The 13,836-nt window shown below is 65.1% G+C and carries 12 protein-coding genes; 3 read left to right on the forward strand and 9 right to left on the reverse strand.

Annotated features, from left to right (window positions below; translation table 11 throughout):
• Window positions 1–26: 26 nt before the first annotated feature.
• From AB7008_RS42330 to AB7008_RS42360, 7 genes are all read right to left on the reverse strand, one after another.
• Window positions 27–620 carry a TRAP transporter small permease subunit gene (locus AB7008_RS42330; protein ID WP_304491403.1) on the reverse strand — a complete coding sequence of 198 codons (594 nt, stop codon included), beginning with the start codon at window positions 618–620 and terminating at the stop codon, window positions 27–29.
• Window positions 621–630: 10 nt separating this feature from the next.
• A complete protein-coding gene (locus AB7008_RS42335) occupies window positions 631–1,629 on the reverse strand; it encodes a TRAP transporter substrate-binding protein (RefSeq protein ID WP_028161108.1) in 999 nt (332 codons plus the stop codon).
• A gap of 33 nt (window positions 1,630–1,662) precedes the next feature.
• On the reverse strand, window positions 1,663–3,321 hold the full coding sequence (locus AB7008_RS42340; RefSeq protein WP_441260773.1) for a hydantoinase B/oxoprolinase family protein: 1,659 nt from the start codon (window positions 3,319–3,321) through the stop codon (window positions 1,663–1,665).
• Between the two features lie 2 nt (window positions 3,322–3,323).
• Window positions 3,324–5,408: a hydantoinase/oxoprolinase family protein gene (locus tag AB7008_RS42345; RefSeq protein WP_441260774.1), complete on the reverse strand. Its 2,085-nt coding sequence runs from the start codon at window positions 5,406–5,408 to the stop codon at window positions 3,324–3,326.
• Between the two features lie 164 nt (window positions 5,409–5,572).
• On the reverse strand, window positions 5,573–6,394 hold the full coding sequence (locus AB7008_RS42350; RefSeq protein ID WP_441260775.1) for an NAD-dependent protein deacetylase: 822 nt from the start codon (window positions 6,392–6,394) through the stop codon (window positions 5,573–5,575).
• An 87-nt stretch (window positions 6,395–6,481) separates the two neighbouring features.
• Complete coding sequence (locus AB7008_RS42355) at window positions 6,482–7,318, reverse strand: SDR family oxidoreductase (RefSeq protein ID WP_441260776.1); 837 nt, start codon at window positions 7,316–7,318, stop codon at window positions 6,482–6,484.
• A gap of 74 nt (window positions 7,319–7,392) precedes the next feature.
• A complete protein-coding gene (locus AB7008_RS42360; RefSeq protein ID WP_441260777.1) occupies window positions 7,393–8,712 on the reverse strand; it encodes a solute carrier family 23 protein in 1,320 nt (439 codons plus the stop codon).
• A 163-nt stretch (window positions 8,713–8,875) separates the two neighbouring features.
• Between AB7008_RS42360 and AB7008_RS42365 the strand changes: the two genes are divergently transcribed.
• A complete protein-coding gene (locus AB7008_RS42365; RefSeq protein WP_028161114.1) occupies window positions 8,876–10,210 on the forward strand; it encodes a dicarboxylate/amino acid:cation symporter in 1,335 nt (444 codons plus the stop codon).
• Window positions 10,211–10,360: 150 nt separating this feature from the next.
• On the opposite strand, the gene AB7008_RS42370 is transcribed toward AB7008_RS42365, so the two are convergent.
• Window positions 10,361–11,956, reverse strand: coding sequence for an ABC-F family ATP-binding cassette domain-containing protein (locus AB7008_RS42370; protein ID WP_441260778.1), 1,596 nt, complete (start codon window positions 11,954–11,956; stop codon window positions 10,361–10,363).
• Between the two features lie 50 nt (window positions 11,957–12,006).
• Here AB7008_RS42370 and AB7008_RS42375 point away from each other — a divergent pair, with 50 nt between their 5' ends.
• Window positions 12,007–12,147 carry a hypothetical protein gene (locus tag AB7008_RS42375; protein ID WP_155256344.1) on the forward strand — a complete coding sequence of 47 codons (141 nt, stop codon included), beginning with the start codon at window positions 12,007–12,009 and terminating at the stop codon, window positions 12,145–12,147.
• Window positions 12,148–12,186: 39 nt separating this feature from the next.
• Window positions 12,187–13,032 carry a tetratricopeptide repeat protein gene (locus AB7008_RS42380; RefSeq protein ID WP_028161116.1) on the forward strand — a complete coding sequence of 282 codons (846 nt, stop codon included), beginning with the start codon at window positions 12,187–12,189 and terminating at the stop codon, window positions 13,030–13,032.
• Here the strand turns inward: AB7008_RS42380 and AB7008_RS42385 are convergent.
• Complete coding sequence (locus tag AB7008_RS42385) at window positions 13,022–13,747, reverse strand: hypothetical protein (RefSeq protein WP_041953859.1); 726 nt, start codon at window positions 13,745–13,747, stop codon at window positions 13,022–13,024. The genes AB7008_RS42380 and AB7008_RS42385 overlap by 11 nt on opposite strands.
• Window positions 13,748–13,836 lie beyond the last annotated feature (89 nt).

Raw genomic sequence — 13,836 nt, forward strand, 5'->3', positions numbered from 1 at the left:
CTTCAATCCGGGAGCGAGCAAAGCGGTCATTCGACGGGCGAGGCCTTCATGCGGTGATCCTCCAGCGGCAGGCCAAGCATGGCCTGGATCGCGCGCGCGAGGAACTGGAGCGTCAGCAGCAGCATGCCGAAGGTGACCACGGCCTCCGGAAACCACAGCGGCGTGTCGCTCGAGGTCGAGACCTGGCCGCGCACATAGGCGCCGAAGGCGAACTTCGCCATCGACGAGGTCAGGAACGCCATGAAGGCAAAGCCGGCCGAGGCCGACAGGATTTCGATCGCACGCTGCACCGGTGGCGGCACGTTCTTGAGCAGCAGCACGACGCGGATGTGGCCGCCGACACGCAGCGTCATGGCGGCACCGAAGGTGAACGAGGCCGCCATCAGGTAGGAGGAGTATTCCCACGCGATCGAGATCGTCGGCGGGAAGAACGGCAGGAAGTTCGAGAGGAAGCGGGTTGCGACCTCGCACAGCATCAGAAGAGTCAGGGTCAGCAGGCAGCCGCCGCCGATCCAGCCGTCGAGCCGGCCGAGACGATCGATGCCGTCGAGCAGGATGCGCAGCGGCGCCGGCGCCGCTGCGTTGAGACTTTGCGGAGCCGCTGGCGAAACGCTGACCATAACCCAATTCTCAGCGCTTCATTTCGGCGAGATAGGCCCGCACCGGCTTGTCGGCCGCCGGCACGCGCTTGAGGAACGCGTCGAGCTGCGGCGCGGTCTTGGCCCGGATGTCCGTGATCATGGCCTCGGAAACCGGCACCACCTCCATGCCGCCCTCCTTGAGGCGGTTGAGGCTATCGACGTCGGCCTTGAGCGAGTTCGCCCAGAAGCCCGGCTCCATCTTGGCGGCGACGCCCGTGACGAGCTGCTGCTGATCGGGGCTGAGGGCCTTCCAGGAATCGAGATTGACGGTGAGCATCTGCGACGACCAGACGTGATTGGTCGGATAGATGTATTTCAGGAATTCCCAGAACTTGCCGTCGACACCGGACACCGCCGAGGTGGAGACGCCGGAGACCGCGCCGGACGCGAGCGCGGGGATGGTCTCGCCCCAGGGGATCATGACCGGCGCCATGCCGACCACGGCCAGCATGTCGACGGCATTCTTGTCGGGGACGCGGATCTTGATGTTCTTCAGGCCCTCGACGTCGGCAACCTTGGTCTTGAGATGCAGATACTGCGTCGGCCACGGCACGATGTAGAGGATTTTCTGGTTGTTGCGCGCGGCGACCTTCTCGTATTCGGGCCGCACATATTTGTGCAGCACTTTCAGCTCGTCCATCGAACCGCAGAGGAAGGGAATGCTCTCGACGCCCATGAAGGGCTCGTCGCCGACCTGCTGGATGTTGAGGACGTCGGCGAGCGGCACCAGACCGTCGCGCACGGCGCGGAGATGTTCGGGGCCCTTGAAGCCGAGCTGGCCGCCCGCCTTCACGGTGATCGCGACCGAGCCGCTGCTCTGCTTCTTCACCTCTTCGGCGAAGGCCATCGCATTCTGGGTGTGGAAATTGCCGTCGGGCCACACCGTCGACATGTCCCAGCTTACCGTCGCGGCCCGCGCGCGGGTCGAGATGTGACCAGCGGCGAGCAGCGTCGCTGCGCCCGCGGTGAAATTCCGTCGCGTGATCATTGAGCCCCTCCGTTTACCAAGCGCGCTGACGCATCACCGCGCGTAGCCATAAACCTCAACTGCATTGTCAGCGGACACGAGGCCGCTCTCGATGTCGTCGTTGACCGCCGCGCGATCGCGCTCGGCGGGCGCGCCGATGCCGGCGCCGCCGGGCGTCAGCACAACGAGGCGGTCATCCGGCGGCACCTGCTGAAAGCCTTTGCCACGCAGCTTCTTGCCGGATTTCAGGCCGACATAACCGGCCTCGCCGTTCTGGCCGCCGTCGCGTCCGCGCGGCGGATGATCGATGCGGTCGAACGCAGCCAGGATGTCGAACGGCGCATCGACGCCGCTGCCGACCTCGATGATCTGGCCGAGGCCGCCGCGCGTGCGCCCTGCCCCGCCGGAATCCGGACGCAGCTCCTTGCGCCAGAAGATCAAAGGCGTCTGCGTCTCCGCGATCTCGACCGGCGTGCCGCGCACGCCGCTGGGATAGGCGGTCGCCGACAGCCCGTCCTTCGCAAAGCGCGCACCGGTACCGCCGTTCGAAGTCACCGCCATCGAGAACCCGTAATTGCCGCCGACGCCGCTTCGCGTCTGTCCGCGCACGTTGAGATTCCACAGGCAGGAGGTGCCTTCCGCGGGTACGCGCTCGGGAATGATCTGGCGCAGGCAGCCGAACACCACGTCGGGCAGCATCTGGCCGATGATGTGGCGCGAGGCGACCGGCGCGGGCTTTGGTGCGTTCAGGATCGCGCCGGGGGGAGCCGACACCGTCAGCGGCGAGAGCGAGCCGGCATTGTTCGGGATCTGCGAGGCGACGACGCAGCCGAGGCCGAACACGGTATAGGCCGTGGTGTAGGACAAGGGCACGTTGATGCCGAATTTCGAGGCAGCAGAGGTGCCGTCGAAATCGACGTGGATGCCCTCGTCCGAGATCGTCAGCGTCGCGGCGAGCGTCACCGGCGCATCGTAGCCGTCCACGACCATGCTGTTGCGCCAGCTGCCCTTCGGCAGCTTTGCGATCTCGGCGAGCACGGCCTCGCGCGAACGGTCGCAGATGTAGTCGCCGAGCTCGTCGAGCGTGTCGATCTCGAACTCGGTCATCATCTCGACCAGGCGTTCGCAGCCGACATCGTTGCAGCCGGCGAGCGAATAGGTGTCGCCCTCGGTGTCGATCGGCAGCCGCGTGTTGGTGCGGATCATCGCCATCAGCGTCTCGTTGACGACGCCCTGGTCGATCAGCTTGAGCATGGGGATGTAGAGCCCCTCCATGAACACGTCGGTGGCGTCGGGGCCGAAGCCGATGCCGCCGATGTCCATGAGGTGGCTGGTGCAGGAAAACAGCGCGACCGGCTTGCCGTCCTTGAAGCAGGGCGTGGTGACGACAAAGTCGTTGAGGTGACCCGTCCCCATCCAGGGATCGTTGGTGATGTAGGCGTCGCCTTCCTTCATCGTCTCGATCGGAAAATGCGCAATGAAGTGCTTGACCGATTCCGCCATCGAGTTGACGTGGCCGGGCGTGCCGGTCACCGCCTGCGCCAGCATCCGCCCCCTGAGGTCGAACACGCCGGCGGAGAGGTCGCCGCATTCGCGCACGATCGGGCTGAAGGCGGTGCGGAGCAACACCTGCGCCTGCTCCTCGACCACCGCGATCAGCCGGTGCCACATGATCTGAAGGTCGATCAGGCTCGCGCCATTTGCCTTGCTCATGATCAGGCCGCCTTTCGTTCCATGACGATGCTGCCGGCACCGTCGATATGGGCGTCAAAACTGTTGGAGACGAAGGTGGACGTCTCGTCCTCGGCGATCACGGCGGGACCCGCAATGGTCGCGCCCGGTGCCATGTCCTCGCGCCGATAGAGCGGGATATCGATCACCTCCCCCGCGCGTCCGTCGAAGAATTTGCGGCTGCCCGAGGCCTTGCCGGCGGGCTTGCGGGCAACGGAAGCGACGACAGAAGGATTTTGCGCATCGGTGGTCGCGAGCACCGACCAGCTCAGGACCTCGATCGCGGCGCCCGGGATCGGCCGCTCGAACATCGCCGAATAGTCGGCCTCGAACTTCTGGCGCAGCCCGACGAGATCGGCCGATGTCAGCCGCCGGTTCGGCAGCTCGACCGAGATCTCATGGCCCTGGCCGACATATCGCATGAAGGCCGCGCGGCGTTCGCGCACCGGCGCACCGGCCGCGCCCGGCTCCACCAGCGCGCGCGCCTCGGTCACCATCTCCTGGAGCAGCTCCGAGACCCCCGCCGTGTCGAAATCATCGAGGCGGACATGGCGGCTGCGCACCAGCTCATAGGCAATGGGAGCAGCCAGGAAGCCGACCGCCGAGCCGACACCGGCATTCGAGGGCACGATGACCCGCGAGACGCCGATCTTCTCGGCGACACGGGCCGCATGCAGCGGCGCCGCGCCACCGAAGGCGATCAGCGTGTGCTGGCCGACGATCTCGCCGCGCTCGACCGCGTGTACACGCGCCGCACTCGCCATGTTCTCGCAGACGACCTCGTGCACGGCATAAGCCGCGGTTTCCGCCGACAGCCCCAGCGGCTCGCCGACGGCGCGCAACAGCGCCGCCTTGGAAAGCTCCGGGCTGAGCTTGATCGTGCCGCCCGCAAAGGCATCAGGATCGATCATACCGAGGGCTACGTCCGCATCCGTCACGGCCGGCCGCTGGCCGCCGCGGCCGTAGCAGGCAGGGCCCGGCTCCGACGAGGCGCTCTCGGGGCCGACGGTAACACGCTTCATCGCATCGACATGCGCGATCGAGCCGCCACCGGCGCCGATCTCGACCATCTCGATCACGGGGATGCGCACCGGCAGGCCGGAGCCCTTCAGGAAGCGCGCCGCGCGATCGACCTCGAACACGCGCGAGGTCTCGGGCTGGTATTTTTCGATCAGGCAGATTTTTGCGGTCGTGCCGCCCATGTCGAAGGACAGCACCTTGCTCTCGCCGAGCCGCGCTGCGATCTGCGCCGCGAAGATCGCACCGCCGGCGGGACCGGATTCGACGAGGCGCACCGGAAAGCGCCGCGCCGTCTCGATCGAGGTGACGCCGCCACCGGAGGTGACGAGATAAATCGCGCCGCGGAATTGCTCGACCTGCAAGGCATCCGCCATGCGGGCGAGATAGCCGTCGATCAGGGGTTGCACGTAGGCGTTGGCGACCGCGGTGGAGGTGCGCTCGTATTCGCGGATCTCCGGACACACCGCGGAAGACACGGTCACGGAGATGCCGGGCATCTCCTCGCCGAGGATCGCGGCCGTGCGGCGCTCGTGCTCGGGATTGGCGTAGGAGTGCAGGAAGGCGATTGCGACGCTCTCGACGCTCAGCGCGCGCAATTTCGGCGCGAGTGCACGCACTGCCGCCTCGTCCAGCGGGAGGCGAACGGTGCCGTGCGCGTCGATCCGTTCCGGCACGGTGAAGCGGAGCGACCGCGGCGCCAGCGGCCTCGGCTTGTCGATGCTGAGATCGTACTGGTCATAGCGGCTCTCGGTGCCGATATCGAGCACGTCGCGAAAGCCGTCGGTCGCAATCAGCGCGGTCTTGGCGCCGCGGCGCTCGATGATCGCATTGGTCGCGAGCGTCGTGCCGTGAATAAAGACGTCGATGTCGCTCATATGCGCGCGCGCGTCAGTGAGAATGAGACGCATGCCATCCAGCACCGCCTCCTCAGGCCGCTGCGGCGTCGTCAGCACCTTACGCGTCTTGCGATCCTGCCCCACGTCCAGCACGATGTCGGTGAACGTGCCACCGATATCAACGGCAAGCCGCACCTCGGCTCCCTCAAGCATTCCAAATTCTCCGGCTGATCTTCAAAACTCAGGGTGAAGCTGATCGTCAAAACCCACGGTGAAATCGCAGCAATTTCCATGCCATCGAGCATGCGGAAAGCGCTGCCTCGGCTATTCTGCTTGGCACCTATGCAATAGGCAAGACGTGTTCGTCTCGCGCCTGATCAGAGCAGGAATGCAAGCGCCGCCTCGCAGCGCTCCTCGACCTTGAGCGTGAGGAGATCGTCGGCGCGGGTGCGTCCGAGATTGACCGCGGCGATGGGAATTTGCCGGTTCGCGGCAGCCCGCACGAAGCGGAAACCGGAATAGACCATCAGCGAGGAGCCGACGATCAGCATCGCGTCGGCCTGCGTCAGATGGTCCTGCGCGGTGGCGACCACATCGCGCGGGACGTTCTCGCCGAAGAACACGACATCGGGCTTGAGGATGCCGCCGCAGGTTTCGCAGGCGGGCACCTTGAACGACGAAAAATCCGCATGCTCGAGATCGGCATCACCATCAGGCGCATCGGCGGCATCGAGCGTCAGCCATTCCGCATTGGCACGGCCGAGCCTGTCCTGGAATTCGTTGCGCGAGGTCTTTGCCCCGCAGCCCATGCAGCGCACCAGATCGAGCCGGCCATGCAAATCGATCACCTGCCGGTGCCCGGCGGATTGATGCAGCCGGTCGACATTCTGGGTCAGCAGCATCTCGCAGCGCCCGCTCGCCTCGAGCCGGGCGAGCGCATGGTGCGCATCGTTCGGCCTCGCCTGGCCGAACCGCCGCCAGCCGATCAGGCTGCGCGCCCAATAGCGCTGGCGCGTAGGCTCTTCCGACATGAAGGCCTGGAAATTGACCGGCTGGGTCCGCTTCCAATTGCCGTGGCTGTCGCGATAATCGGGAATGCCCGAATTGGTGCTGCAGCCGGCGCCGGTCAGCACGAACAGACGTTCGTGCCGGCCGACGAAATCTTCGAGCGAACGGTTTGCCTGCGGAGGGTTTGCCATCGCGCAGATGTAGTCTGCGCCGTGTCGTTTTGCCAGATGCCCGCCGCCGCAACGTAACCAGCCACCCGCAGTCGAAGCTGGTCAAATCTAGCTCGCCCAGTTCTCGCGAAACTCGGGGAACAGCGTCAGGCCCCCGCAGGCGTAAATGGTCTGGCCCGTGATGTAGCTGGCGTCATCCGAGGCGAGGAAGGCGAATACGGCGGCGATCTCTTCCGGCGTGCCGACCCGTTCCAGAGGAATGTGGCTGGTGACGACGCCGCGCTTGGCGGGATCACCCGTCCAGGCCGCGTTGATCGGCGTGTCGATCGCGCCGGGGCCTACCGCATTGACCCGAATGCCGCGGCCGGCGAATTCCAGCGCCAGCGTGCGCGTCAGATTGGCGATGCCGCCCTTGCTGATCGAATAAGCGAGATAGCCGGGCTTCGGAATGATCTGGTGGACGCTGGAGCAGTTGATAATGCTGCCGCCACCGCCGCGCGCGACGAAATGGGCGAGTGCCTTCTGCGCGCAGAGCACGGCGCCGTTGAGATTGACGTCGATGATGCGGCGGTAGGTCTCGATCTCGAGCGCCTCGCTCGGCGACTCCCGCTGGAAGCCGGCATTGTTGACGAGGCAGTCGAGCCACTTCCAGCGCGAAAGCACCGTCTCGAACATCGCGGCGACCTCCTGCTCATTGCTGACATCGGCCTTGACGACGACATGGTCGAGCTTGCCGTGACCACGGTCAGCCGATCCCGTCCTTGCAAGCACAAGTGTTTCCTCGGCCCTCTCGGGGTGATCGACATAATTGATGGCGACGGTCGCGCCCTCCTGCGCGAGCCGGATGGCGACGGCGCGGCCGATGCCTTGCGAGGCGCCGGTCACCAGCGCGTATTGGCCGACGAGGCGGGAGGAAAACGGGGTCGAGCGATCGGTCTGCGGCATGAGCTTTCTCCGGGGATGCTTCATCATGGACGGAACCGGCGTTTTGTTCCATCCCGCTGGCGCATCGCAGGGATTCACGCGGCGCGGCGCGCGAGCGGCGAGGTCAGGATTTGGTAGAGAATGATGGCGCCGAAGGTCGCCGTGCCGATCCCGCCGATCGTGAACGCGCCGAATTTGAGCGTGAGATCACCGGCGCCCGCGGTCAGCGCCACAGCGACGGTGATCAGGTTCGCAGGATTTGCGAAGTCGACCTTGTTCTCGACCCAGATCCGTCCGGCCATCGCGGCGATCAATCCAAACAGCACGATCGAGAGGCCGCCGATGACGGGCCCCGGAATCGACAGGATCAGTGCACCGAATTTCGGCGAGAAGCCGAGCAGGATCGAGACCGTGGCCGCGAATGCAAACAACAGCGTCGAATAGACCTTCGTCGCCGCCATGACGCCGATGTTCTCGGCATAGGTGGTGACGCCGGTGCCGCCGCCGCAGGCCGCCACGATGGTCGCGAGGCTGTCGGCGAACAGCGCGCGGCCGAGATAGGCATCGAGGCTCCGGCCCGTCATGGCGCCGACGGCCTTGATGTGACCGAGGTTCTCGGCGACGAGGATGACCGCAACCGGCGCGATCAGAAAGATTGCATCAGCCTGGAAGGTTGGCGTGGTGAAACTTGGCATGCCCAGCCACGGCGCGGCCGCGAGTTGCGCGAAGTCGATCGGCTTGCCGAAGCCGAGGCCGTTCGCGAACAGCAGGTACAGCAGATATCCGCCGATCGCACCGAGGATGATCGGCAGGCGGCGCCACAGGCCTGGAGCGGCAACGGCCACCACGCCGATGATCAGCACCGTCGCGAGCCCGATCCAGGTGTCGAACGCGCCTGCGCTCACCGCCTTGACCGCCACGGGCGCGAGATTGAGGCCGATCGCGGCGACCACGGCGCCGGTGACGGCCGGCGGCATCAGGCGCTCGACCCAGCCAACGCCCGACCACATCACGATCAGCGCGATCACGCCGTAGAGCACGCCGGCGCCAACGATGCCGCCGAGCGCGACGGAGAGATTTGGATTCGGCCCCTGCCCGGCATAGCCGGTGGCGGCGATGACGACGGCGATGAACGCGAAGCTCGAGCCGAGATAGCTCGGCACGCGCCCGGCGACGATGACGAAGAAGATCAGCGTGCCGATGCCGGAGAACAGGACCGCAACATTGGGATCGAACCCCATCAGCAGCGGCGCGATGATCGTTGAGCCCGACATTGCGACGCAATGCTGGAGACCGGAGACGACAGTCTGGCCCCATGACAGCCGCTCCTCCGGCATGATCACGCCCGAGGCCTTGAATTTCCAGCGTGGAAAATAACTCTGCGGCTGCTCGTCCGAGCCCATCGTGGTTGTCATATTCCCCCCGTTGCGGTGCAGCGACCGATCTTCGTGCGATCCGACAAAAATGTGATTGTCGCTTCTGCGGCGACCATCACATGATGCGAGTCATGCAAGATTCAAAGCTTGCAAAATCCAGATCTTGCAGAATCAAAAATCAATGCGCTCCGGGGCACACACTATGACACAAGTCGCGATCCAGCCAGCCATCCATCGCCGGCATCAACCCTGGTACAAGATCCTCTACATCCAGGTGCTGATCGCGATCGCGCTCGGGGTGCTCATCGGCTATTTCTATCCCGATCTCGGCAAGGAGCTGAAGCCGCTCGGCGACGGCTTCATCGCGCTGATCAAGATGATGATCGCGCCGGTGATCTTCTGCACCGTGGTGCACGGCATTTCCTCGATGGGCGACCTCAAGCGCGTCGGCCGGGTGGGGCTGAAGTCGCTGATCTATTTCGAGACGGTCTCGACCGTCGCGCTCGCCATCGGCCTCCTCGTCGGCGAGATTCTCCAGCCCGGGCACGGCTTCAACATCGATCCCGCCACGATCGATCCGAAGTCGGTCGCGACCTACGTCACCAAGGCCAAGGAAGAGGGCATCGTCGCCCATCTGATGGCGATCATCCCCGACAGCTATGTGGGCGCGATCGCACGCGGCGACCTGCTTCAGGTGCTGCTGATCTCGATCCTGTCGGGTTTCGCCATCGCCTTCCTCGGCAAGGCCGGCGAGCCGATCGCGGACGCGATCGACAAGGCCGCGAAAATGTTCTTCGGCATCATCCGTATCATCGTGCGCGTGGCGCCGATCGGCGCGTTCGGCGCGATGGCCTTCACCGTCGGCGCCTACGGGCTCGGCTCGCTGCTCAACCTCGCCGCCCTGATCGGCACGTTCTATCTCACCAGCATCCTGTTCGTGTTGATCGTGCTGGGCTCGATCGCGCGGCTCTCCGGCTTCTCGATCCTGCGCTTCATCGCCTATATCAAGGACGAACTCCTGATCGTGCTCGGCACCTCCTCCTCGGAAACGGTGCTGCCGCAGATGATCCAGAAGATGGAACACCTCGGCGCCTCGCGCTCGGTGGTCGGCCTCGTCATTCCGACCGGCTACAGCTTCAACCTCGACGGCACCAACATCTACATGACGCTCGCGACGCTGTTCCTAGCGCAGGCGACCAACACCCATCTGACGATCTGGCAGGAGCTCGGCATTTTGGGGATCGCCATGATCACCTCGAAGGGCGCCTCGGGCGTGACCGGCGCCGGCTTCATCACGCTCGCCGCGACGCTCTCGATCGTGCCCGACATCCCGATCCAGTCGATCGCGATCCTGGTCGGGATCGACAAGTTCATGAGCGAATGCCGCGCGCTCACGAACCTGATCGGCAACGGCGTCGCTTGCGTCGTCATCAGCATCTCCGAAGGCGAGCTCGATCGCGAGGCGCTGCACGAGACCATGGCTCATCCGCTGGAGATGGGCGAGGCGCTGGAACCGGGCGGCAGCGCGGCCTCGTAGGCCGCGCCATGCAGCCGGTAGTCTCCCGGACTGGAGAATTGGCGAGGCACGCGTCACAACAATGGCGTTGGGATCACCGATTGATAGTCTATCTTTCCACCCGACGCGCTGGGGGCAAGGCGTCGGGTATTTGTTGTCGAACAACGAGCCTTAGAGAGCCGAGTTGGCGACCAGCTCGACCCTGCGCGTGACATCGATCGCCTGCAGGAACGCCTCGTCGTGACTGACCACGAGCAGCGCCCCGTCATAGGCCCTCAAGCCTGCCTCGATCGCTTCGATGGAGTCGATGTCGAGATGGTTGGTCGGCTCGTCCAGGATGAGCAGGGACGGCGGCGTCGACCCGCCCAGAACGCAGGCGAGGCCCGCACGAAACAGCTGCCCGCCACTCAGGCTCCCGACGATCTGCAGGGCCGCATCGGCGCGAAACATGAAGCGCGCGAGCGCGGCATGGCACTCGTTCGCCCCCGCCTTCGGATTGAGACGCCGGAAGTTTTCCAGGATCGAGATCTCAGGGTCGAGCAGGCTGACCTTCTGGTCGAACAGCGCGAAGTCCGGCCTGACCCGCACGGTGCCCGCGAACGGGCGCAACTCGCCGGCAATCAGCTTCAGCAGCGTCGTCTTGCCTGAACCGTTAGGCCCGACCAGCGCGACGCGCTCCGGACCGACGAGCGTGAGCGAGAGATCGCGCAGGACCGGCTGCTCCGGCTGATAGCCGGCGCTGACCTCGTCAAGCCAAAGCACCTCCCTGCCCGCCGGCAGCTTCGTCGCCGGCAGTTTCACCGACAGCGGTTGAAGGATCTCGATCCGCTGGCGCGCGGTGTCGACGGCTTCGAGTGCCTCCCCGCGCCGCCGCTCGGCGATCTGTGCGGTCTTGCCGCCGGTGTCTTCGCTACGGTCCTTGCGCGCGCCGGCCAGGATTCGCGGCATGTCACCCTTGGCACGCTTCTTCCTGCCGCCGCTGTCCTTGCGCGCTTTCCTCTCAGCGGCCTCCTGCGCCTTGCCGTCGATCTCGGACAGGCGCCTCTCGGCATGCGCGAGGTCGTGCCTCACAGCCGCAAGCTCCACTGCTTTCTGCGCGCGGTAGCTGGTCCAGTTGCCGCCGTATCGCGTGGCGCCGAGCGATGTCAGCTCGACGATCGCATCCATCGTGTCGAGCAGGCCCCGGTCATGGCTGACGACAATCGCGCCGCCGCGCCAGGCGGCAAGGAGATCAGTCACCGCCTTGCGCCCATCCCGGTCGAGATTATTGGTAGGCTCGTCCAGCAGCAGAAAGTCCGGCTCGGCGAAGACCAGTGCGGCGAGACGAACGCGTGTGATCTGGCCGCCGGAAAGGCACGATAGCTCCGTATCGGGAGACGCATCGAAGCCGAGGCGCGCCAGCGCAGCCTCCAACCGCGTTTCGAGCGTCCAGTCGATCGCGGCGACATCGTCAGCCGAGGCATCGCCACGTTCGGCACTGCGCAGCAGCTCGAGGGCGTGCCGCGCACCGAACAGGTCGGCCACGGTCGCGCCCACAGGCGACTGCACATCCTGGCGCAGCACGCCGATGGTGCCATTGACGAGGACGCGGCCGGACTGGGGACCATGGTCCCCAGACATCGACGCAAGCAGCGTCGTTTTCCCGACGCCGTTGCGGCCGACGAGACCGGTCCGCTCGGACGCGAATGTCAGGTTGAGGTCGGAAAGGAGAGGACGGCCGTCAAGCGTGGACAGCGAGAGGTTCGACAGAATGATCGATGCAGGCATGGAATTCCCCGTGAGCAAGGCGGATGGGCGTTGCGGTCGGGGTAGAATCCATGGATGCGAAACTCCTGATTGATGTCTCGCTGATAATCCCGCCGGGCGCCGAGATCAAGGCGCATTCTGTGCGACGCGTCCGGGCCAATCAGCAAAGCATCACGAAGCTGTTGATGGACGCTGCATGGGGCATGCGGTAAGGGGCAAAAAACAACGTGTCTCAACCAAGAGGCCATCTCTTGAGCGGCAAGCCGAATAGCCCCCTCGCCCAACTGCTTCAGCAAGCCTTTCTGGCGCTACGTGCAAAGCAGTTCGACATTGCAAGGCAGCTTGCGACCGAAGCCCTGAAATCAAATCGCTCCGACCGGAATGCCGTGCTGATCCTCGCCCACGCCCTGCTCGGCCAGGAGCGTGCGGAGGAGGCGATTGCGCCGCTGGAGAAAGCCGCGAAGCGCAATGGCGATCCCGAAATCGAGACGCTGCTCGGCCATGTGCTGTGTGCCGCGCGGCGCAGAAGCGATGGACTGGCGCAACTGCGGCGAACCGCAGCGCGCCGTCCGCCCTATCTGCCCGCGTTCCAGGAGCTGGCGGGCCAGCTTGCGAACGCCGGCGAGGTTGGCGAGGCGGTCGGGATGATAGAGCAAGCCCTCGCGCTCGCCCCGGCCAGCGTCGATCTGCAACTCGACCTTGGCCGCATGCATGTCCGGAATAACAATCGCGCCAAAGCGCGTACCGTGCTGACCGCGGCGCGCGCGATCGCGCCGGGACGCACCGATATTCTGACCGAACTTGCCTGGGCCGAGCTTCTCGACGGCGCCTATGCGGAGGCCGCCGACACCTACCGTCACGCGCTCGGGCTTCGCCCGGACGACGCTCTCTCCCGCGCCAATCTCGCGATCTGCCTGATGGAGATGGGCGAACGCGACGGCGGCGAGGCGGCGCTGCGGTCCGTGTATGGCGGACGGCCGCAGATGCTCAGCCGCGCCGCCCTCACACTCGCCGCCTCGTCGCACGGCCGCTTCTTCTTCCGCCCGAGCGCCGCGGCGAAATTCCTCGGAGCCAGGCCCGAGCGGGCTACGCCCTGAATTTCCGCCGGTACAGACCCGGCTCGCGCTTCAGCGCGGCGCGCAGGGCGTGAACTTTCTGCGCCTCGTCTTCCGTAAAGGCGGAGGTTTGCCTGCTCCAGTCCTCGCGCTTGACCGGAATGCACTGCGCAATCGGCGTGCCCTTGGGCAGCACGCCGCGAAAGCTGGTGTTGTGCCAGTGGGCCGGAAAGTGAATCCAGCTGTCGCGATAGCGATCGCAATCGACGAGACCGCTCAGCGTCGTGAAGGGCAGATCGAAGCGATTGACCGGATGCGTGAAGAACAACGCGTAGCCCTCCGGTGCTTCGATGGTCCAGAGATTGTGAAACTTGATGACGAAGCGATCGTCTTCGAACAGCGGCGAGCCCGTCAGCTGCCCCTGATCGTGAAAGCTGATCGGGGAGCGCGGAAAATCGATCTCGCCGCCCGGCGGGATATCGTTGTCCCAGCTAACCTCGCCGTCTTCGACCCGGAGATCGCAGATCAGCGGAATCAGAAAACCGCATGTCATCGCATCGATGAATGGCGGACAGCGCTTGATCGTCTCGTCGTCCTGCTGATTGAGGGCACTGAAGGCCGTCGTTGGCATCGACTTGAGCCAGTCGGGAACGCCAAGATTTGCCGGGGTTGGCTGCGGCAGCAGTCCCTCCAGCTCTCCTGGGCAGCGAAATTTGATCGTCAGCTTGTTATTGTTGGTCTGCGAGGACATGGGCATTTCCGCCAGATGCCCCACTGATAAACGGAACCGGCCGCGCGTCAAAGTGACGCAGCCGGCTCCGAACATTATATCTTCGTCATGTTTCG

This window comes from Bradyrhizobium sp. 521_C7_N1_3 (assembly GCF_052075975.1).
Classification (GTDB): Bacteria; Pseudomonadota; Alphaproteobacteria; order Rhizobiales; family Xanthobacteraceae; genus Bradyrhizobium; species Bradyrhizobium japonicum.